The organism is Pseudomonas sp. P5_A2_2, from assembly GCF_054177685.1.
Window position 1 is genome coordinate 83908 of the sequence record NZ_JBGCUL010000002.1, and the last position, 20730, is coordinate 104637.

The following is a 20730-nucleotide window of genomic DNA, read 5'->3' on the forward strand; positions in this document are numbered from 1 at the left end:
GCGATGACGCCTCTAGAAACCAAGCGCCCGCTGCAGCTCAATGATCAGGGTCAGCTGCGCCACTTCCTCTCGCTCGACGGTTTGCGCCGCGAGCTGTTGACGGAAATCCTCGACACCGCCGACTCCTTCCTCGAAGTCGGCGCCCGGGCCGTGAAAAAAGTCCCGCTGCTGCGCGGCAAGACCGTGTGCAACGTGTTCTTCGAAAACTCGACCCGCACCCGCACCACCTTCGAACTGGCGGCCCAGCGGCTCTCGGCGGATGTGATTACCCTCAACGTGTCCACGTCGTCGGCGAGCAAGGGCGAAACCCTGCTCGACACTCTGCGCAACCTGGAAGCCATGGCCGCCGACATGTTCGTCGTGCGCCACGGCGATTCCGGCGCCGCGCACTTCATCGCCGAACATGTTTGCCCACAGGTGGCGATCATCAACGGCGGTGACGGCCGGCACGCGCACCCGACCCAGGGCATGCTCGACATGCTGACCATCCGCCGACACAAGGGCGGTTTCGAAAACCTTTCGGTGGCCATCGTCGGCGACATCCTGCACTCGCGGGTCGCACGCTCGAACATGCTGGCGCTGAAAACCCTCGGTTGCCCGGACATCCGCGTGATCGCGCCGAAAACCCTGCTGCCGATCGGCATCGAGCAATACGGCGTAAAGGTCTACACCGACATGACCGAAGGCCTGAAAGATGTCGACGTGGTGATCATGCTGCGCCTGCAGCGTGAACGCATGACCGGCGGCCTGCTGCCGAGCGAAGGCGAGTTCTACCGCCTGTTCGGCCTGACCACCGCGCGCCTGGCCGGTGCCAAGCCCGATGCCATCGTGATGCACCCGGGGCCGATCAACCGCGGCGTGGAAATCGAGTCGGCGGTGGCCGACGGCCCGCACTCGGTGATCCTCAACCAAGTGACCTATGGCATCGCGATTCGTATGGCCGTGCTGTCCATGGCCATGAGCGGGCAAACAGCCCAGCGCCAATTCGAGCAGGAGAACGCCCAGTGAAGCTCAGCATTCTCGGTGCCCGCGTGATCGATCCGGCCAGTGGCCTGGATCAAGTGACCGACATCCACATTGAAGCCTGCAAAGTCGTCGCCCTTGGCGTTGCGCCAGCCGGTTTTGTCGCCGTCGACACGATCGACGCCAAAGGCCTGGTGGCCGCTCCCGGCCTGGTTGACCTCAACGTTGCCCTGCGTGAGCCGGGTTACAGCCGCAAAGGCTCGATTGTCAGCGAAACCCGCGCAGCGGCGGCTGGCGGCGTGACCAGCCTGTGCTGCCCGCCAAAAACCAAACCGGTGCTGGACACCTCGGCGGTGGCCGAACTGATCCTCGACCGCGCCCGCGAGGCCGGCAACACCAAAGTCTTCCCGATTGGCGCCCTGAGCAAAGGCCTGGACGGCGAACAGCTGGCAGAGCTGGTGGCACTGCGCGATGCCGGTTGCGTGGCCTTCGGCAACGGCCTGGAGAGCTTTCGCAACAACCGCACCCTGTGCCGGGCGCTGGACTACGCAGCGACCTTCGACCTGACGGTGATTTTCAACTCCCAGGATCACGACCTGGCCGAGGGCGGCCTGGCTCACGAAGGCCCGACCGCCAGCTTCCTTGGCTTGCCGGGCATCCCGGAAAGTGCCGAGACCGTCGCCCTGGCCCGGGATCTGCTGCTGGTTGAACAGACCGGCGTGCGCGCGCACTTCAGCCAGCTCACCAGCGCCCGCGGTGTTGAATTGATCGCCCAGGCCCAGGCCCGGGGCCTGAAGGTGACCGCGGATGTCGCCCTGTACCAGCTGATCCTCACCGACGAAGCGCTGATCGACTTCAGCAGCCTGTATCACGTCCAGCCGCCGCTACGCACCCGCGCCGACCGCGAAGGCCTGCGCGCAGCGGTGAAATCAGGCGTGATCTCGGCCATCTCCAGTCATCACCAACCCCATGAGCGTGACGCCAAACTGGCACCGTTCGGCGCAACCGAGCCGGGCATCAGCAGCGTCGAACTGCTGTTGCCGCTGGCGATGACCCTGGTCGAAGATGGCTTGCTGGACCTGCCGACACTGCTCAAGCGCCTGAGTGCCGGCCCTGCCGAGGCCTTGCGCCTGCCAGCAGGCAAACTGGCGGTGGGTGGTGCGGCGGACATCGTACTGTTCGACCCGGCGGCCTCGACCGTGGCGGGTGAAACCTGGCTATCCAAGGGCGAAAACTGCCCGTTCATTGGCCACAGCCTGCCGGGTGTGGTGCGTTATACCCTGGTGGATGGGCGCATTAGCCACCAGGCGTAACTCCGCGTCGCCTGCATTCGCGAGCAGGCTCGCTCCCACAGTAAATCTGCGTTGATGCAAATTTCGCAGCCAACCGATAACACTGTGGGAGCGGGCTTGCCCGCGATGGCGTCTTAGAAAGCGCCCCTACTCTGCGAGTTGCGCACGGAAACCTGATCATTCAACGTCCAGAAGCCATACAGCCCTCCTCCCCCTACTCCGTCATCCACTGCCTCTCCCTAACGACACATCTGCATCAAGAACATTTCCACAAACGATGGCGAATAAAACTATCCAATGAATAGAACTTCCTGACTACTCACCACCTATGCGAAAGGAACTTCGCAATATTCAGAAACATCCTACAAACTTATTGAATGCAAATTCAACACCTATCATTTAACATAAAAACAGCACAAAGAAAAATCACTACAAACACCCTGAATACAAATGCTGTACAAACAAGGAGCCAGACATGAAAAATGGACTTACCACACCTCCTATCTAACGAAAGGAATAACGGGAAACTCAGGAGGCTTACAGTTAATCCTGTGTTCAACTGGAGACCTGTGCGACGGCCCGTCATTTCCTCAGCCGAAGTGGGTATGCTCCATGGTTGGCCGGAATGAAAAACGGTATAAATGCCTTTATTTATGAGCTTCTGCATTCAGGAAGAGCCAACATGAAGCCCCTCTACAAACACCTGAACTACATCTACCCTTTACTTTTAGCGCTCACTTCCAGCGTAGCAATATTTACCATAGAAAAAAATTTGAGCACCGGCATTTACGACATAGATCGAGATTCAATCGGAATACCAATAGGTGCGATCCTGATTGCGGGCTTAGTATTATTCATGTTTCACCTAATGCAAATATTTTTATACAGAAAAGCCCGCCACACCAATTCAACCTTGATAAAAATATCAGCATTAATAATTGCAATTGCATCGCTTGCGATTCTCGCCGACAGCATAAATTACTGGGCCACCCCAAACCACTTCATCATTTCAATCTTCTACAGCTTCAGCACAATGGCTTTTTTAACGCTTCAACTTCAATTACTGAAAGCATTTCAGTAACCACTCATGGGCTATAACTCAAGCAGGCAGATAGCTGGATCAGTCAACAGAAGTAAAAGCCTGCGGCGAGGGGGCCTGCCCCTCGCCGCAGAAATCAACGACTCTGTGCATTACGCACCGACACCTGGTCATTCAACGTCCAGAAGTCATACAGCACGCCAATAAAGAACAACCCGCCCGTCACCAGGTACAGCAGTCCGCTGATCCATTTCCCCTGATACATCCTGTGCACGCCAAACACCCCGAGAAACGTCAGCAGGATCCACGCCACGTTGTATTCGATCGGGCCGGCTGTAAACCGCAGGTCAGCCTCGCGATCCATCGCCGGGATCAGGAAAAGGTCGATCAGCCAACCGATCCCGAGCAAGCCGAAGGTGAAGAACCAGATCGTCCCGGTCACCGGCTTGCCGTAATAGAAGCGGTGTGCGCCGGTAAAACCGAAAATCCACAGCAGGTAACCGATCACTTTGCTGTGAGTGTCTTGCTGCTGGACAGCCTGTTGATAGGGGTTCATGAATGACCTCGATTCCCACGATAGATAAATATTCTTTAATTCTTTGTGACTTTTTTACAGGCATCCGACGTATGGCAAATGCTACCTTCACTCCCGTCAAAGCCTTGTAACACCGGACTTCTGTCCGACAATTGCGTCATTTTGCCGCTTTTTTGCCACTATTGCCCTCCAGATTGAATCGACCAACGGCCTCGGAAGCGGCAAAAAAGCTGTTATAAAGTTGCGCGCTGACCTATTAAGAGCCTTGCCTAATGCGTTCATTTTTCAAGACATGGCTAACCATTTGCCTTTTGATGCCACTGGCCGCCCACGCCACCAATCGTGAGCAACGTCTTCCTAACGTTAATGGTTACACCCCAAAATCCCATGCCTCTGCTCCTTCGAGCAAAGACAAAAAATCCGCCAGATATGCTCCGAGCCTGGCCAGCAGCAAAAGCGGCCTGGTTCCACCGATGGGCACCAAGGAAAGCAGCGACGTGCTGAGCCGCGCCGTGAACGTCCTTGGCACTCCCTATCGTTGGGGCGGCAGCAGCCCAAGCAAAGGCTTCGATTGCAGCGGCCTGGTGAAGTACGCGTTCAACGACGCCTCGTTCGACCTGCCACGCACCTCCAATGCCATGGCCAGCGGTCATGGGGAGAAAGTCGATCGCAATGACCTGAAGCCCGGCGACCTGATTTTCTTCAACATCAAGAGCCGTCGGGTCAATCACGTTGCCATTTACCTGGGCAACGATCGCTTCATCCACGCGCCACGTCGCGGCAAGTCGGTGTCCATCGACACTTTGAATAAACCGTACTGGGAAAACCACTACGTGGTTGCCAAGCGGGTTCTGCCGAAAGAGCCGAATCAGTTGCGCGTCGTTCAGCGCTGATTTCAGTGTCATGAATCTGCATCGAACATGATGCCCCCATCGCGAGCAAGCTCGCTCCCACATTGGGATGCGCCCCCCTGTGGGAGCGAGCTTGCTCGCGATGGGGCCCTTGAAAGCACAGCCACTCCCTCAGAAGTTATCCGGTAACCGCGCCTTCTCCCGCGCATGGTCACGACTGACCAAACCCTTGGTCACCAGGTCCTTCAAACTCATATCCAGCGTCTGCATCCCCAACGACCCTCCCGACTGAATCGCCGAATACATCTGCGCCACCTTGTCCTCGCGGATCAGGTTCCGGATCGCCGATGTCCCCAGCATGATCTCGTGGGCCGCGATGCGTCCGCCGCCGATTTTCTTCACCAGGGTCTGGGACACCACCGCCAGCAGCGACTCGGAGAGCATCGAACGCACCATCGACTTCTCGTCCCCCGGAAACACGTCGACTACCCGGTCGATGGTTTTCGCCGCCGACGTGGTGTGCAGCGTGCCGAACACCAGATGGCCGGTTTCGGCGGCGGTCAACGCCAGGCGAATGGTCTCCAGATCGCGCATTTCGCCCACCAGAATCACATCCGGGTCTTCCCGCAGTGCCGATCGCAAGGCGGTGGCGAAGCTGCGGGTATCTCGATGAACCTCACGCTGGTTGATCAGGCACTTGCGCGGCTCGTGGACAAACTCGATAGGGTCTTCGATGGTGAGGATGTGGTGATGGCGATGGGTATTGAGGTAATCGATCATCGCCGCCAGCGTGGTGGACTTGCCGGAACCGGTCGGGCCAGTCACCAGCACCAGGCCACGGGGTGCGTCGGTCATTTTGCGAAACACGTCCCCCATGCCCAGTTCGTCCATGCCCTGCACTTTCGACGGGATGGTACGAAACACAGCGCCCGCGCCACGGTTCTGATTGAACGCATTGACCCGGAAGCGCGCCACACCGGGCACCTCAAAGGAAAAATCGGTTTCCAGGTGTTTCTCGAAATCCACCCGCTGGGCGTCATTCATGATGGCATGGATCAGCACCTGCACCTGCTGGTGCTCCAGGGCCGGCAGGTTGATGCGCCGCACATCGCCATCCACCCGAATCATCGGCGGCAGGCCGGCGGACAAGTGCAGGTCGGATGCCCCCTGTTTGGCGCTGAATGCCAGCAGTTCGGTGATATCCATAGCGTCTCTCAATTCCAGTAGAATGCCGCGAACCTTCAGACCGCTGGCGCCTCTTGATGTCCACCATAGCAGACAACATTCTCGAAGTTAGTTCGCGCATCCATGCCGCAACACTCGCCGCCAACCGCGCCGAGAACAGCGTCCAGCTGCTGGCCGTGAGCAAGACCAAACCCGCACAAGACCTGCGTGAAGCCTACGCCGCCGGCTTGCGCGACTTTGGCGAGAACTACCTGCAGGAAGCGTTGGGCAAACAGCTCGAACTGGCCGACCTGCCCTTGATCTGGCACTTCATCGGCCCCATTCAATCGAACAAGACTCGTGCCATCGCCGAGCACTTCGACTGGGTGCATTCCGTGGATCGCCTGAAAATCGCACAACGCCTGTCCGAACAACGTCCCGCCGATCTGCCGCCACTGAATATCTGCATCCAGGTCAACGTCAGCGGTGAAGCCAGCAAATCCGGCTGCACCCCGGCCGACCTGCCGGCCCTGGCCAACGCCATCAGTGCCCTCCCGCGCTTGAAGTTGCGCGGGTTGATGGCTATTCCTGAACCGACTGAAGATCGCGCCGCCCAGGATGCCGCTTTCGCTGCCGTGCAAAGCCTGCAAGCCAGCCTGAACCTGCCGCTCGACACACTTTCCATGGGCATGAGCCACGACCTTGAGTCAGCCATCGCCCAGGGCGCCACTTGGGTCCGTATTGGTACGGCCCTGTTTGGCGCCCGCGACTACGGCCAGCCGTAAACATGGCTGACACACTTCTGAATAAGGACCTGACATGAGCAAGACACGTATTGCCTTTATCGGTGCCGGCAACATGGCCGCCAGTCTGATTGGCGGCCTGCGGGCCAAGGGTCTGGAAGCCGCACAGATTCGCGCTAGCGATCCGGGCGAAGAAACCCGCGCCCGCGTGAGTGCTGAGCATGGCATCGAAACCTTCGCCGACAACGCCCAGGCCATCGACGGTGCCGACGTGGTCGTGCTGGCGGTCAAGCCCCAGGCGATGAAAGCCGTGTGCGAAGCGCTTCGCCCAAGCCTCAAGCCCGATCAACTGGTGGTTTCGATTGCCGCGGGCATCACCTGCGCCAGCATGAACAACTGGCTCGGCACCCAGCCGATCGTGCGCTGCATGCCCAACACCCCAGCGCTGGTGCGTCAGGGCGCGAGCGGCCTGTTCGCGACAGCCGAAGTGACCGCCGAACAGCGTCAGCAGGCCCAGGAACTGCTGTCCGCAGTCGGCATCGCCTTATGGCTGAATGAAGAGCAGCAACTGGACGCCGTCACCGCCGTTTCAGGCTCGGGCCCGGCGTATTTCTTCCTGCTGATCGAGGCCATGACCGCCGCTGGCGTGAAACTTGGCCTGCCAGCGGACATCGCCGCGCAACTGACCTTGCAAACCGCACTGGGCGCCGCCCAAATGGCCGTCTCCAGCGACGTCGACGCGGCCGAGTTGCGCCGCCGCGTCACCTCGCCTGCGGGCACCACAGAAGCTGCAATCAAGTCGTTCCAGGCCAATGGCTTCGAAGCCCTGGTCGAAAAAGCACTCGGCGCTGCCGCGCATCGCTCGGCCGAGATGGCTGAACAACTGGGTCAATAAGGAGCTTTTCATGATTGGATTGAATACCGCAGCGGTCTACGTGCTGCAAACCCTCGGCAGCCTGTACCTGCTGATCGTGCTGATGCGCTTCGTACTGCAACTGGTGCGGGCGAACTTCTACAACCCGATCTGCCAGTTCATCGTCAAGGCCACTCAGCCACTGCTCAAGCCACTGCGCCGGATCATCCCGAGCGTATTCGGCCTGGACATGTCCTCGCTGGTGCTGGCGATCCTGGTACAACTGGCGCTGATGGCCCTGACCCTGCTGCTGACCTACGGCACCACCGGCAACCCGCTACCACTGCTGATCTGGTCGGTCATCGGCGTGACCGCGCTGTTCATGAAGATTTTCTTCTTCGCCCTCATCATCAGCGTAATCCTGTCCTGGGTCGCTCCGGGCAGCCATAACCCGGGTGCCGAACTGGTGAACGACGTCTGCGAACCGGCCCTGGCGCCATTCCGCAAGTTCCTGCCGAATCTGGGCGGACTGGATCTGTCGCCGATCTTTGCGTTCCTGGCCATCAAACTGGTCGACATGCTGGTGATCAACAACCTCGCCGCCATGACCATGATGCCGGAAATCCTCCGCGTGTTGATCTGACCCGGTGAGCTGGTTTCGCTGGGACGGTGACGACCTGATTCTGGAGTGTCACCTGCAACCGGCAGCCCGTAGCGATGACTTCTGCGGGCTGCACGGCGATCGCCTGAAGATCCGCCTGACCGCGCCGCCAGTCGAGGGCAAGGCCAACGCGTATTTGATGGCGTTTCTGGCCAAGGCCTTTGGCGTGTCCAAGAGCCAGGTCAGCCTGATCAGTGGCGAGTTGAACCGGCAGAAACGGGTGCGGATCTGCTCGCCGAAGAAGTTGCCGGACTTGCCGGATCTGGTGCGCCCGACGGGCTGACCGCGTCATCGTTCATCGCGAGCAAGCTCGCTCCCACATTGGAATGCGTACCCCTGTGGGAGCGTGGCTTGCCCGCGATGGCCGCACCTCGGTCTTACATGAAAAAATCAGCTCGGGCCTTTGCTTGCCGCTAACCCCAGCGGTCTTTAGACTTACGCCTCATTTCAACGAGAGCAGGGTCGATGCCAGCTGCCTTTCCCCCCGATTCTGTTGGTCTGGTGACGCCGCAAGTGGCGCACTTCAGCGAAGCCCTGGCTCTCGCCTGCGGCCGTTCGCTCCCGGCCTATGACCTGATTTACGAAACCTACGGCACGCTCAACGCCACGGCGAGCAATGCCGTGCTGATCTGCCACGCCCTGTCCGGCCACCACCACGCCGCTGGCTACCACAGCGCCGACGACCGCAAACCCGGTTGGTGGGACAGCTGCATCGGTCCCGGCAAGCCGATCGACACCAGCAAGTTCTTCGTGGTCAGCCTGAACAACCTCGGCGGCTGCAACGGCTCCACCGGCCCGAGCAGCATCAATCCGGACACCGGCAAGCCGTTCGGTGCCGACTTTCCGGTATTGACCGTGGAAGACTGGGTGCACAGCCAGGCGCGTCTGGCGGACCGTCTCGGTATCGCCCAATTCGCAGCCGTGATCGGCGGCAGCCTCGGCGGCATGCAGGCGATGCAATGGAGCATCACCTACCCTGACCGCATCCGTCACTGCCTGGCCATCGCCTCGGCACCCAAGCTGTCGGCACAGAACATCGCGTTCAACGAAGTGGCGCGCCAGGCGATCCTCACCGACCCGGAGTTCCACGGCGGTTCGTTCCAGGAACACAACGTGATCCCCAAGCGCGGCCTGATGCTGGCGCGGATGGTCGGGCACATCACCTACCTGTCCGACGACTCCATGGGCGAGAAATTCGGCCGCGGGCTCAAGAGCGAGAAGCTCAACTACGACTTCCACAGCGTCGAGTTCCAGGTGGAAAGCTACCTGCGCTATCAGGGCGAAGAGTTCTCCGGGCGCTTCGATGCCAATACGTATCTGTTGATGACCAAAGCGCTCGACTACTTCGATCCGGCGGCGAACTTCGACGATAACCTGGCGAAAACCTTTGAAGGTGCCAAGGCCAAGTTCTGCGTGATGTCGTTCACCACCGACTGGCGCTTCTCCCCTGCCCGCTCGCGGGAACTGGTGGACGCGCTGATGGCCGCGCGCAAGGACGTCTGCTACCTCGAGATCGACGCCCCGCAAGGCCACGACGCCTTCCTGATTCCGATCCCACGCTACCTGCAGGCATTCGGCAATTACATGAACCGCATTACGCTGTGAGAAAGCCATGAGAGCTGATCTGGAAATCATCCAGGAATGGATCCCCGCCGGCAGCCGCGTGCTCGACCTCGGGTGCGGCGATGGCGAACTGCTGACCTGGCTGCGCGATAACAAGCAAGTCACCGGTTATGGCCTGGAAAACGACGCCGACAACATTGCCGAGTGCGTGGCCAAGGGCATCAACGTCATCGAACAGGACCTGGACAAGGGCCTGGGCAACTTTGCCAGCAACAGTTTCGACATCGTGGTCATGACCCAGGCACTGCAAGCCGTGCACTACCCGGACAGGATCCTCGAGGAAATGCTGCGCGTGGGCCGGCAGTGCATCATCACCTTCCCCAACTTCGGTCACTGGCGCTGCCGCTGGTACCTGGCGAGCAAGGGCCGGATGCCGGTTTCCGAGTTCCTGCCGTATACCTGGTACAACACGCCGAACATTCACTTCTGCACCTTCGCGGACTTTGAAGCCTTGTGTCGCGAACGTGAGGCGAAGGTCATTGATCGGCTTGCCGTGGATCAACAACATCGGCACGGGTGGGCCAGTAAGCTATGGCCTAATCTGTTAGGTGAGATCGGAATCTACCGCGTGAGCAGTCCGGGACTTTCCGACCACAAGGTCGCGGTCTGATCCACCCTATTTCAAGGAGAACGATCATGGGTCGTCTAGCGTTGCTTCTACTCACTGCCTGCCTGAGCGTCACCGCCATGGCCGCCGACGCCATCAAGGGCGAGCGCAAGGAAACCTTCGGTGACGTGACGGTGCACTACAACACCTTCAACTCCACCTACCTGACACCGGACATTGCCAAGTCCGCCGAACTCACCCGCAGCAAGAACCAGGGCGTGATCAACATTGCGGTGCTCAAGGACGGCAAACCGCAGATGGCGCAGGTCAGCGGTACGGTCAAAGACCTGACCAGCCAAAGTGTGGACCTGAAGTTCCGCCAGATCACTGAACAAGGTGCGATCTACTACATCGCCCAATTCCCGGTACCGCAGCAGGAAACCCGCACCTTCGACATCAAGGTGCAGACCGGCGACAAAATCAACACCATCAATTTCAACCAAGAGCTCTTCCCCGGCCAATGATCAACTTCACACAACTCGTATTGGCCAGCCATAACGCCGGCAAACTCAAGGAGCTCCAGGCCATGCTCGGTGAATCGGTGCATCTGCGCTCGATTGGCGAGTTCAGCAGCGTCGAGCCTGAAGAAACCGGCCTGTCGTTCGTCGAGAACGCGATCCTGAAAGCCCGCAATGCCGCGCGCATTTCCGGCCTGCCGGCGCTGGCCGACGATTCCGGGCTGGCGGTGGATTTCCTGGGCGGCGCGCCAGGCATCTACTCGGCGCGTTATGCCGACGGCAAGGGCGATGCGGCGAACAACGCCAAACTGCTCGACGTGCTGAAAGATGTGCCTGAAGCAGAACGTAGCGCGCAGTTCGTCTGCGTGCTGGCCTTGGTGCGTCACGCCGATGATCCGTTGCCGATCCTCTGCGAAGGTTTGTGGCACGGGCGCATCCTGACCGAGGCCAGCGGCGAACACGGTTTCGGCTACGACCCGCTGTTCTGGGTGCCGGAGCGCGATTGCTCCAGCGCCGAACTGAGCCCAAGCGACAAGAACCAGATCAGCCACCGCGCCCGTGCAATGGATCTGCTGCGCCAGCGTCTGGGCTTGAAATGACCCACGATTCCGCAGCAAAGCCACTGATCTTCGGTGGCGCCGCACAAACGCCCAGGGCAGCGCTGCCTGTGCTGCCACCCCTGGCGCTGTACATCCACATCCCGTGGTGCGTACGCAAATGCCCTTATTGCGACTTCAACTCCCACACCGCCAGCCCCGTGCTGCCGGAAGAAGAGTACGTCGACGCCTTGCTGGCCGATCTCGATCAAGACCTGCACGCCGTTTATGGTCGTGAGCTGAGCTCGATTTTCTTTGGGGGCGGCACGCCAAGCCTGTTCAGTGCTGATTCGCTGGGTCGCTTGCTCAAAGGCGTCGAACAGCGCATCCCGTTTGCCAGCGACATCGAAATCACGCTGGAAGCCAATCCGGGGACGTTCGAGCAAGACAAGTTCGTGGCGTACCGGAAACTGGGGATCAATCGCCTGTCGATCGGCATCCAGAGTTTCCAGCAAGAAAAACTCGAGGCCCTGGGGCGGATTCACAACGGTGACGAAGCCGTACGTGCCGCCGGCATGGCGCGACAGGCCGGGTTCGACAACTTCAACCTGGACTTGATGCATGGCTTGCCGAACCAGTCCCTGGATGATGCCCTGGCGGACCTGCGCACAGCCATCGCCCTGAAACCGACACACCTGTCGTGGTATCAACTGACCCTGGAACCGAACACGGTGTTCTGGAACCAGCCGCCAACGCTGCCGGAAGACGACACGCTGTGGGACATTCAGGAAGCCGGGCAAGCGTTGTTGGCTGAACACGGTTACGCGCAATACGAAGTCTCGGCCTATGCCCTGCCAGGTCGCCCGGCGCGTCATAACCTCAATTACTGGAGTTTTGGCGACTTCATCGGCATCGGCGCGGGCGCCCATGGCAAGCTCAGCCATCCGGACGGGCGCATCATTCGCACCTGGAAGACCCGCCTGCCGAAGGACTACCTGAATCCGGCGAAAAGCTTCCAGGCTGGCGAGAAAGCGCTGACCAATGATGAAATGCCGTTCGAATTCCTGATGAACGCGCTGCGCCTGACTGAAGGCGTCGAATCGCGGCTGTACCCGGAACGTACCGGCATGACGCTGGAAAGCCTTGCTGAGGGCCGCCGTGAAGCCGAACAAAGCGGCCTGTTGCAGGTCGAACCGTCACGTCTGGTAGCCACCGAGCGCGGACAACTCTTCCTCAACGACTTGCTGCAGAAATTTCTGAGCTGATTTCAGCCTTAAGGGAAAACGAATGGATTTGGTACTCGACCTGCTTGCCACCGTGTCTCGCTGGAGCCGCAGCAACCTCTCGGAAATCGCCCTGGCCCTGGTGGGTTGCCTGCTGGTGCTGTTCGGTGCGGATTTCAAAGGCTGGGTCGAGCAGCGTCTGGGCAGCATCGCCGGCGCATTGCGCGTGCCGCTGATGTCCCTGCTGTGCATGATCGGTAGCGGCGCGGCACTGATCTACGCCACGCCGTGGGTCGTGCGCGGCCTGAGCCAGTTCAACAACTACAGCCTGGCGCCAGTGTTGCTGGTGGTGTTGGTGTTGATTGGCGTGGTCGCTGACCGCCGCTGATCCTGCGGCACACACAGACAACTGTGGGAGCGAGCTTGCTCGCGATGAGGCCATCACATTCAACATCWATGTTGACTGTCAGGCCGCCATCGCGAGCAAGCTCGCTCCCACAGGTTTTACGCCAACTTCTCGAACTTCAAATCCCACACGCCATGCCCAAGACGTTCGCCACGGCGTTCGAACTTGGTGATCGGCCGCTCGGCCGGGCGCGGTACGCACTTGCCGTCTTCGGCAAGATTGCGGTAACCCGGCGCGACGCTCATCACTTCCAGCATGTATTCGGCGTACGGTTCCCAATCGGTGGCCATGTGCAGAATGCCGCCGACCTTCAACTTGCTGCGCACCAGCTCAGCGAAGGACGCCTGAACGATACGACGCTTGTGGTGACGGCTCTTGTGCCACGGGTCCGGGAAAAACAGCATCAGGCGATCGAGGCTGTTATCGGCCACGCAGCGGTTGAGCACTTCGATCGCGTCGCAATCGTAGACCCGCAGGTTGGTCAGGCCTTGCGTCAGCACGCCATTGAGCAGCGCACCGACACCCGGACGGTGCACTTCGACGCCGATGAAATCCTGATCCGGCGCAGCCGCTGCCATTTCCAGCAGCGAGTGGCCCATGCCGAAACCGATTTCCAGCGAGCGCGGTGCCGAGCGACCGAACACCTGGTCGAAGTCCACCGGCGCATCAGCCAGCGGCAGCACGAACAGCGGAGTGCCCTGCTCCAGGCCCTTTTGCTGGCCTTCGGTCATGCGCCCGGCGCGCATCACGAAACTTTTGATGCGGCGGTGTTGGCGCTCGTCGCCTTCTTCCGTCTGGATAGGCGTGTCGTTCGATTCAGTCATCAATGGCTCTTACTTGATCAGACCATCCAGCGGCGAAGAGGCGCTGGCATAGAGTTTTTTCGGCATGCGGCCAGCGAGGTAGGCCAGGCGGCCTGCGACGATGGCATGTCTCATGGCTTCAGCCATCATGACCGGCTGCTGGGCGTGGGCGATGGCCGAGTTCATCAGCACCGCATCACAACCCAGCTCCATGGAAATGGTGGCGTCGGACGCGGTACCGACACCGGCATCCACCAGCACCGGGATTTTGGCTTCTTCCAGGATGATTTGCAGATTGTACGGGTTGCAGATCCCCAGGCCCGAACCGATCAGACCAGCCAGCGGCATCACCGCGATACAGCCGATTTCCGCCAATTGACGGGCGATGATCGGGTCATCACTGGTGTAGACCATCACGTCGAAGCCTTCCTTGACCAGCGTTTCGGCGGCCTTGAGGGTTTCGATCACGTTGGGGAACAGGGTTTTCTGATCGGCCAGCACTTCCAGCTTCACCAGGTTGTGGCCATCGAGCAGCTCACGGGCCAGGCGGCAAGTGCGCACGGCCTCGATAGCGTCGTAGCAACCGGCGGTGTTCGGCAGGAAGGTGTAGCGATCCGGCGACAGCACTTCGAGCAGGTTCGGCTCGCCCTCGATCTGGCCAAGGTTGGTGCGACGCACGGCGAAGGTGACGATCTCGGCACCCGAGGCTTCGATGGCCAGGCGGGTTTCTTCCATGTCACGGTACTTGCCGGTACCGACCAGCAAACGCGACTGGTAAGTACGACCGGCCAGGACGAAAGGCTTGTCGCTGCGAACGATGCTCATGGGAAATCCTCTATAGGGGTGAGGTACTTGCAGAATTCTGTGGCCACTCGGCCGAGGTTGCTAGCCGCCACCGATGGCGTGCACCACTTCGACGTTGTCGCCGTCGTTCAACGTGGTGTCTGCGTGCTGACTGCGCGGGACGATATCCAGATTGAGTTCGACCGCCACCCGGCGTCCGGTCAGATCCAGACGGGTCAGCAGGGCCGCAACGGTTTCACCGTCGGGCAGTTCAAAGGATTCGCCGTTCAACTGAATGCGCATGCCGGATGCCGCCATCATTTTTAGGGGCTGGCATTCTAGCCCGATCATGACCTAAAGGTCAGCAACAAGCGTCAAGCGGTAAGTTGCAAGCGCCAGGCGGCTAACCCCAGGCAAAACCAGCCCACCAGGAAGGCCAGGCCACCGAACGGGGTGATGATGCCGAACTTGCTGAGGCCCGTCAGCGTCAAAACATACAGGCTGCCGGAGAACAGCAGGATACCGATGGCAAACGATGCGCCGGCCCAGGTGATCAGGCGGCCGGGAATCTGCGTGGCCAGGAATGCGACGCCCAGTAATGCCAGGGTATGTACCAGTTGATAGGTGACGCCCGTGTGGAAAATTGCCATGTACTCGGCGCTCAGGCGGTTTTTCAGGCCATGGGCGGCAAAGGCGCCGAGGCCGACACCGGTGAAGCCGAAAAAAGCGGCCAGCATCAGAAAGCCACGCAGCATGCAGAACTCCAGTCAGACTCGATCAACAGGGTCTGTATAATGGCCTGCTCAACGGGTTCGGCCAAGCCATCTCTATGCTGCGTATCTATTTCCGTCGTTTCACCAATGCCGTGCTCTGGTTCATGGGTGGCAGCGTATTGCTGGTGCTGATCTTTCGCGTGGTGCCGCCACCGGGGACCGCATTGATGGTCGAGCGCAAGATCGAATCCTGGTTCGATGGCGAACCCATTGACCTGCAACGGACCTGGAAACCCTGGGACGAGATCTCCGATGACCTGAAAGTCGCGGTGATTGCCGGCGAAGACCAGAAATTTCCGGAGCACTGGGGCTTCGATATCGGCGCGATTCAGGCGGCGTTTGCCCATAACGAGCGCGGCGGTTCGATCCGTGGCGCCAGCACCCTCAGCCAGCAAGTGTCGAAAAATCTGTTCTTGTGGTCCGGACGCAGCTGGCTGCGCAAAGGCCTGGAGGCCTGGTTTACTGCATTGATCGAAGTGTTTTGGCCAAAGCAGCGAATTCTTGAGGTGTACCTCAACAGCGTCGAGTGGGATGACGGCGTGTTTGGCGCCGAAGCGGCCGCCCGACATCACTTTGGTGTGAGTGCAAAAGGCCTCAGCCGCCAGCAGTCGAGCCTGCTCGCCGCCGTCCTGCCCAACCCGCGAGTCTGGAGTGCCAGCCATCCGACTTCCTACGTTTCGCGGCGTGCAGGGTGGATTCGACGGCAGATGAGCCAACTGGGCGGGGATAGCTATCTGGTCGGACTGAACGATTCACGCCGGGCGCCTTGGGCCGAATAACCGATCACCATTTATTGAAACACTGAAGATCCCTGTGGGAGCGAGCTTGCTCGCGATTGCGGCCTGACATTCAACTTTTATATTGAATGTTCGGACCTCATCGCGAGCAAGCTCGCCCCCACAGGATCAACGATCGGGGCGTTTTTTATTGCCTGCTCGCCAGTTACGCAGCGATCGACACTTTGAGCTTGTTCATCGCACTCTTCTCGAGCTGGCGAATACGCTCGGCCGACACGTTGTACTTCTGCGCCAGGTCGTGCAGCGTGGCTTTTTCTTCCGCCAGCCAGCGCTGATAGAGGATGTCACGGCTGCGGTCGTCCAGCACTTCCAGCGCTTCGTGCAGGTTGTGGTTGGAGTTGTCGCTCCAGTCGGCGTCTTCCAGTTGACGGGCCGGGTCGTACCGGTGGTCTTCCAGATAGTTGGCCGGCGACTGGAAAGCACTGTCGTCATCCGCTTCGGCAGCCGGGTCGAAGGCCATGTCATGGCCGGTCAGGCGACTTTCCATCTCGCGCACTTCCCGAGGCTCAACACCGAGGCTTTCCGCCACACGGTGGACTTCCTCGTTATTCAACCAGGCCAGACGTTTCTTCTGGCTGCGCAGGTTGAAGAACAGCTTGCGCTGGGCCTTTGTGGTCGCGACTTTCACGATGCGCCAGTTGCGCAGGATGAATTCGTGGATTTCCGCCTTGATCCAGTGCACGGCAAAGGACACCAGGCGCACGCCCATTTCCGGGTTGAAACGCTTCACGGCTTTCATCAGGCCGACGTTGCCTTCCTGGATCAGGTCAGCCTGGGCCAGGCCGTAGCCGGAATAGCTACGGGCGATATGTACGACAAAACGCAGGTGGGCGAGCACCATCTGCCGAGCCGCCCCCAAATCCTGCTCATAATAGAGACTCTCGGCCAGTTCACGCTCCTGCTCCGGCGACAGCAATGGAATGCTGTTGACGGTGTGCACATAGGCCTCCAGGTTCGCACCCGGGACCAGAGCATATGCAGGTTGCAAAGAATTGGTCATACGAAAAAACCTCCGACTTACAAACTCGTGCAGTTCAGCACTGCGAAAATTGACCGGAAACCGAAAGACAAGTTCCCAAAACCCAAAAACGCTGAAAGGTCAATACGAGCAAAATGATACTACTTAGGCGCAAGCTCCCTCAGGTGGCGTGCGACTGCAATCCATGCACCGATATACCCCAACAGCACCGCGCCAAGCAAGAGAGACAGACCGTCGGCAACTGGCACTCCAGCCAGTGCAAAATCACTGCCGTACAAACCGGCCAGCCCTACCACCGCGTCGTTCAGCCAATCAAGGCCGAACGCCAGTACGCCCCAGGACAGAATCCCCGCACCGAAGCCATACAGCGCGCCCATATATAGAAAGGGCCTGCGTACATAGCTGTCAGTGCCGCCGACCAGTTTAATCACTTCTATCTCTGTGCGGCGGTTTTCAATATGAAGACGAATGGTATTGCCTATCACCAAAAGTAATGCAGAAACCAGAAGCACGGTCAGACCGAAGACAAATCGATCACCCAGCTTGAGGATGGCTGCCAGACGCTCGACCCAGACTAAATCAAGTTGCGCCTGTTGTACCTTCGGCAGCTCGGATAGTTTTTGTCTTAATGCTTCAAGGGCCGGCTTGTCGACTTCGTTCGGCGTCACCAGGACCACGCCCGGCAGCGGGTTCTCCGGCAACTCCTTTAGCGCCTCGCCCAGCCCGGACTGTTTCTGGAACTCTTCCAGCGCCTGATCCCGGCCAACGTATTCGGCATCGGCGACGCCAGGCATTCCCTTGATCTGATCACGCAGCGATTCGCCTTCCGCCGGCTTGGCCTCAAGGTCCAGGTACAGGGAAATCTGCGCCGCACGCTGCCAGGAACCACCCAGACGCTCGACATTACTTAGCAAAAGTGACAGCCCCATGGGCAAACTCAGGGCCACCGCCATCACCATGCAGGTGAAAAAACTGCCGACAGGCTGCTTGCCCAGGCGGCGCAGGCTGTCCACCAGACTGGCGCGATGACTTTCGATCCAGGCGCGGAACAACGTAGCAAAGTCCGGCCCGTCGTCATCATCGCGTTTTTTCTTTTGCGGCTGCGGATCGGCGGCCTTCGGGGCCACACGCTCGGAAACCTTGGGGCTACGTGTTGCGCTCATACCGCGGCCTCCCCGTCACCGATCAATCGACCGCGTTGTAGCGTCAGCATGCGATGGCGCATGCGGGCGATCAGGGCCAGGTCATGACTGGCGATCAGCACGCTGGTACCCAGGCGATTGATGTCTTCGAACACACCCATGATCTCGGCGGCCAGACGCGGGTCGAGGTTACCGGTCGGTTCGTCCGCCAACAGCAAGGCCGGACGGTGGACGATGGCGCGGGCGATGCCGACGCGCTGCTGCTGACCGGTGGACAGGTCGCCCGGGTACAGATCGGTTTTATCCGACAGCGCCACGCGCTCCAGTGCCGAGTCCACGCGCTTGGCGATCTCGGCCTTGGACAGGCCCAGGATCTGCAATGGCAATGCAACGTTGTTGAACACCGTGCGATCGAACAGCAACTGGTGATTCTGGAACACCACACCGATCTGCCGGCGCAAGAAAGGTATCTGCGCATTGCTGATGGTGCTCAGGTCTTGCCCGGCGAGCAGCAATTTGCCGCTGGTCGGGCGCTCCATGGCCAGCAACAGCCGTAACAAGGTGCTTTTACCGGCGCCGGAATGGCCGGTGACAAACAGAAACTCGCCACGACGGACTCGAAAGCTCAGCTCATGCAAGCCGACGTGACCGTTCGGGTAGCGCTTACCGACCTGTTCGAAACGAATCATGAACGCTCCCGCTCGGCAAACAATGCCTGGACAAAGGGTTCTGCTTCAAAGGTACGCAAATCGTCGATGCCTTCGCCGACGCCGATGTAGCGGATCGGCAGGCCGAATTGCTTGGCCAGGGCGAAAATCACCCCACCTTTCGCTGTGCCATCGAGCTTGGTCAGCGCCAGGCCAGTCAGCTCGACGGTCTGGTTGAATTGCTTGGCCTGGTTGATGGCGTTCTGGCCGGTACCAGCGTCAAGCACCAACAGCACTTCGTGAGGTGCGTCGGCGTCGAGCTTGCCGATCACCCGGCGAACCTTCTTCAGCTCTTCCATCAGATTGTCTTTGGTGTGCAGGCGGCCGGCGGTGTCGGCGATCAACACATCGATACCACGGGCCTTGGCGGCCTGCACGGCGTCGAAGATCACCGAAGCCGAGTCGGCGCCAGTGTGCTGCGCGATCACCGGGATCTTGTTGCGCTCGCCCCAGACCTGCAACTGCTCCACCGCCGCGGCGCGGAAGGTGTCGCCAGCGGCGAGCATGACTTTCTTGCCTTCCAGCTGCAGCTTCTTCGCCAGTTTGCCGATGGTGGTGGTCTTGCCGGCACCGTTGACGCCGACGACCAGAATCACGAACGGCTTGTTCTGCGAGGTGACTTTAAGCGGCTGCTCGACAGGCTTGAGCATGGCCGCCAGCTCGGCCTGCAGGGATTTGTACAGGGCATCGGCGTCGGCCAGCTCTTTGCGTGCGACTTTCTGCGTCAGACGCTGGATGATCACCGAAGTGGCTTCGACACCGACGTCGGCGGTCAGCAAGCGGGTTTCGAGGTCTTCCAGCAGTTCGTCATCGATGACCTTCTTGCCCAGAAACAGGCTGGCCATGCCTTCGCCGATACTGGCGCTGGTCTTGGACAGGCCCTGCTTGAGACGGGCGAAGAAACCGGCTTTGGTTTCTTCGGTGCGCACTGGCTGGACCGGGGTTTCGATGGGAGCGAGGGCGGGAGCGGGAGCAGGTGCAGGTGCAGGTGCAGGTGCAGGTGCAGGTGCAGGTGCAGCAACAATCGGGGCTACCGGTTCGATTACAACCGGTGCAGGTGCAGGCTCAGCCACAACGACTGGCGCCACCACCGGCTCGATCTCAGGCGCATGAACCGGGGCCGGCGCAAACTCAGCCGGGGCCGGTATCTGCGGTGTCACGTGAGGGGCCAGGTCATTCTCGACCAGTGCCACGGGCTCTTCCGCCACGGGCAAGGTCAGCCACGGCTCGGCAGCGCTGGTCAGCGGTTGCTCGATGATTTCACGGGCAGGTTCGGCGACGACTTCGGCCTGCGTCTGCAGCACCGGCTCGGCAATCGGCAGAGCAACCGATGCAGACGCTTCTTCTATTACCGGGACCGGTGCCGGCGCTGGTTCAGGAATGGCTTGTGGCTGTTCGACGACGGGTTCCTGCGGCTTTTTGCGCAGCCATCCGAACAGGCTTTTTTTCTCGCCAGCCGCAGCTGGGGTCTTCTTGTCGTCGTTGGAACCAAACATGGAGGACGGCTATCTCACAGTAGCGACGCGCCAATGGCGCCCCGGCAAATAAATATTCGATGCAGAACAGACTGCGATTGACCCAGCTTGTTCACGCGCAACATTTTGTCGAGGTGCCAACGGCGCCTCAAAGGTCGACTAATACGAAGGACTGGAACGGCATCGTCGGCGAAAACGCAGAGTTTAGCTGACAAACTCAAAGTTTCTGCCGGTAACCCATACAACCCGAAGGCCGGTCAAAGGCCTGATAGGCGTGGCCGCCAGTAAACCGGATCAGTATCCTAGCACCTCCTCGC

At 59.8% G+C, this 20730-nt stretch carries 25 protein-coding genes; 15 read left to right on the forward strand and 10 right to left on the reverse strand.

All coding sequences use genetic code 11. The annotated features are described in order from the left end of the window. The first annotated feature begins 3 nt into the window (after positions 1–3). The 3 genes from ACXRVY_RS00710 (at position 4) to ACXRVY_RS00720 (ending at position 3336) form a co-directional block, all read left to right on the forward strand. Complete coding sequence (locus ACXRVY_RS00710; protein WP_007939362.1) at positions 4–1008, forward strand: aspartate carbamoyltransferase catalytic subunit; 1005 nt, start codon at positions 4–6, stop codon at positions 1006–1008. Continuing rightward, positions 1005–2276 (forward strand): dihydroorotase, encoded by a 1272-nt coding sequence (locus ACXRVY_RS00715; RefSeq protein WP_223456704.1) that lies wholly within the window; start codon positions 1005–1007, stop codon positions 2274–2276. Before ACXRVY_RS00710 ends, ACXRVY_RS00715 begins: the two co-directional genes overlap by 4 nt. A gap of 661 nt (positions 2277–2937) precedes the next feature. Then, on the forward strand, positions 2938–3336 hold the full coding sequence (locus ACXRVY_RS00720; protein WP_458236950.1) for a hypothetical protein: 399 nt from the start codon (positions 2938–2940) through the stop codon (positions 3334–3336). A gap of 94 nt (positions 3337–3430) precedes the next feature. Here ACXRVY_RS00720 and ACXRVY_RS00725 read toward each other — a convergent pair whose 3' ends face one another. Further along, entirely contained in the window at positions 3431–3850 is a 420-nt protein-coding gene (locus ACXRVY_RS00725; protein ID WP_046039250.1) for an NINE protein, read from the reverse strand. A gap of 251 nt (positions 3851–4101) precedes the next feature. Between ACXRVY_RS00725 and ACXRVY_RS00730 the strand changes: the two genes are divergently transcribed. Further along, complete coding sequence (locus ACXRVY_RS00730; protein ID WP_223456700.1) at positions 4102–4722, forward strand: C40 family peptidase; 621 nt, start codon at positions 4102–4104, stop codon at positions 4720–4722. 129 nt (positions 4723–4851) lie between these two features. Here the strand turns inward: ACXRVY_RS00730 and ACXRVY_RS00735 are convergent, their stop codons facing one another. Continuing rightward, positions 4852–5886 (reverse strand): type IV pilus twitching motility protein PilT, encoded by a 1035-nt coding sequence (locus ACXRVY_RS00735; RefSeq protein WP_223456699.1) that lies wholly within the window; start codon positions 5884–5886, stop codon positions 4852–4854. Positions 5887–5942: 56 nt separating this feature from the next. On the opposite strand from ACXRVY_RS00735, the gene ACXRVY_RS00740 reads away from it, so the two are divergent. From ACXRVY_RS00740 to ACXRVY_RS00785, 10 genes are all read left to right on the forward strand, one after another. After that, on the forward strand, positions 5943–6629 hold the full coding sequence (locus ACXRVY_RS00740; RefSeq protein ID WP_223456697.1) for a YggS family pyridoxal phosphate-dependent enzyme: 687 nt from the start codon (positions 5943–5945) through the stop codon (positions 6627–6629). Positions 6630–6663: 34 nt separating this feature from the next. Then, positions 6664–7482, forward strand: coding sequence for a pyrroline-5-carboxylate reductase (proC, locus tag ACXRVY_RS00745; RefSeq protein ID WP_223456695.1), 819 nt, complete (start codon positions 6664–6666; stop codon positions 7480–7482). A 10-nt stretch (positions 7483–7492) separates the two neighbouring features. Continuing rightward, complete coding sequence (locus tag ACXRVY_RS00750; protein WP_223456693.1) at positions 7493–8083, forward strand: YggT family protein; 591 nt, start codon at positions 7493–7495, stop codon at positions 8081–8083. A gap of 4 nt (positions 8084–8087) precedes the next feature. Further along, positions 8088–8384 carry a DUF167 domain-containing protein gene (locus ACXRVY_RS00755; RefSeq protein WP_223456691.1) on the forward strand — a complete coding sequence of 99 codons (297 nt, stop codon included), beginning with the start codon at positions 8088–8090 and terminating at the stop codon, positions 8382–8384. Positions 8385–8566: 182 nt separating this feature from the next. Beyond that, complete coding sequence (gene metX / locus ACXRVY_RS00760) at positions 8567–9706, forward strand: homoserine O-succinyltransferase MetX (protein WP_223456688.1); 1140 nt, start codon at positions 8567–8569, stop codon at positions 9704–9706. 7 nt (positions 9707–9713) lie between these two features. Further along, positions 9714–10334 carry a methionine biosynthesis protein MetW gene (gene metW / locus ACXRVY_RS00765; RefSeq protein WP_223456686.1) on the forward strand — a complete coding sequence of 207 codons (621 nt, stop codon included), beginning with the start codon at positions 9714–9716 and terminating at the stop codon, positions 10332–10334. Between the two features lie 26 nt (positions 10335–10360). Next, positions 10361–10795 carry a DUF4426 domain-containing protein gene (locus ACXRVY_RS00770; RefSeq protein WP_223456684.1) on the forward strand — a complete coding sequence of 145 codons (435 nt, stop codon included), beginning with the start codon at positions 10361–10363 and terminating at the stop codon, positions 10793–10795. Beyond that, a complete protein-coding gene (rdgB, locus tag ACXRVY_RS00775; RefSeq protein WP_223456683.1) occupies positions 10792–11388 on the forward strand; it encodes an RdgB/HAM1 family non-canonical purine NTP pyrophosphatase in 597 nt (198 codons plus the stop codon). The genes ACXRVY_RS00770 and rdgB overlap by 4 nt, the downstream gene beginning before the upstream one ends. Beyond that, positions 11385–12590: a radical SAM family heme chaperone HemW gene (hemW, locus tag ACXRVY_RS00780; protein ID WP_223456682.1), complete on the forward strand. Its 1206-nt coding sequence runs from the start codon at positions 11385–11387 to the stop codon at positions 12588–12590. Before rdgB ends, hemW begins: the two co-directional genes overlap by 4 nt. A gap of 22 nt (positions 12591–12612) precedes the next feature. Then, complete coding sequence (locus tag ACXRVY_RS00785; protein WP_007987827.1) at positions 12613–12936, forward strand: DUF3392 domain-containing protein; 324 nt, start codon at positions 12613–12615, stop codon at positions 12934–12936. A gap of 116 nt (positions 12937–13052) precedes the next feature. Here the strand turns inward: ACXRVY_RS00785 and trmB are convergent, their stop codons facing one another. The 4 genes from trmB to ACXRVY_RS00805 all read right to left on the reverse strand — a co-directional run bounded on the left by trmB (position 13053) and on the right by ACXRVY_RS00805 (position 15295). Continuing rightward, positions 13053–13778 carry a tRNA (guanosine(46)-N7)-methyltransferase TrmB gene (gene trmB, locus ACXRVY_RS00790; protein WP_223456681.1) on the reverse strand — a complete coding sequence of 242 codons (726 nt, stop codon included), beginning with the start codon at positions 13776–13778 and terminating at the stop codon, positions 13053–13055. Between the two features lie 9 nt (positions 13779–13787). Beyond that, complete coding sequence (locus ACXRVY_RS00795) at positions 13788–14582, reverse strand: thiazole synthase (protein ID WP_223456680.1); 795 nt, start codon at positions 14580–14582, stop codon at positions 13788–13790. 60 nt (positions 14583–14642) lie between these two features. After that, entirely contained in the window at positions 14643–14843 is a 201-nt protein-coding gene (gene thiS / locus ACXRVY_RS00800; RefSeq protein WP_007953386.1) for a sulfur carrier protein ThiS, read from the reverse strand. 71 nt (positions 14844–14914) lie between these two features. Next, positions 14915–15295, reverse strand: coding sequence for a DUF423 domain-containing protein (locus tag ACXRVY_RS00805; protein ID WP_223456679.1), 381 nt, complete (start codon positions 15293–15295; stop codon positions 14915–14917). A 74-nt stretch (positions 15296–15369) separates the two neighbouring features. Between ACXRVY_RS00805 and mtgA the strand changes: the two genes are divergently transcribed. Next, entirely contained in the window at positions 15370–16092 is a 723-nt protein-coding gene (gene mtgA / locus ACXRVY_RS00810) for a monofunctional biosynthetic peptidoglycan transglycosylase (RefSeq protein ID WP_223456678.1), read from the forward strand. 163 nt (positions 16093–16255) lie between these two features. Here mtgA and rpoH read toward each other — a convergent pair whose 3' ends face one another. The 4 genes from rpoH to ftsY all read right to left on the reverse strand — a co-directional run bounded on the left by rpoH (position 16256) and on the right by ftsY (position 20434). Next, positions 16256–17110, reverse strand: coding sequence for an RNA polymerase sigma factor RpoH (rpoH, locus tag ACXRVY_RS00815; RefSeq protein WP_150725044.1), 855 nt, complete (start codon positions 17108–17110; stop codon positions 16256–16258). A 119-nt stretch (positions 17111–17229) separates the two neighbouring features. After that, positions 17230–18252: a permease-like cell division protein FtsX gene (ftsX, locus tag ACXRVY_RS00820; protein WP_223456676.1), complete on the reverse strand. Its 1023-nt coding sequence runs from the start codon at positions 18250–18252 to the stop codon at positions 17230–17232. Then, a complete protein-coding gene (ftsE, locus tag ACXRVY_RS00825; protein WP_007975383.1) occupies positions 18249–18920 on the reverse strand; it encodes a cell division ATP-binding protein FtsE in 672 nt (223 codons plus the stop codon). The genes ftsX and ftsE overlap by 4 nt, the downstream gene beginning before the upstream one ends. After that, the gene (gene ftsY / locus ACXRVY_RS00830) at positions 18917–20434 is read right to left on the reverse strand and encodes a signal recognition particle-docking protein FtsY (RefSeq protein ID WP_457265668.1); all 1518 of its coding nucleotides are present in this window, start codon (positions 20432–20434) and stop codon (positions 18917–18919) included. Before ftsY ends, ftsE begins: the two co-directional genes overlap by 4 nt. Positions 20435–20730: the final 296 nt, after the last annotated feature.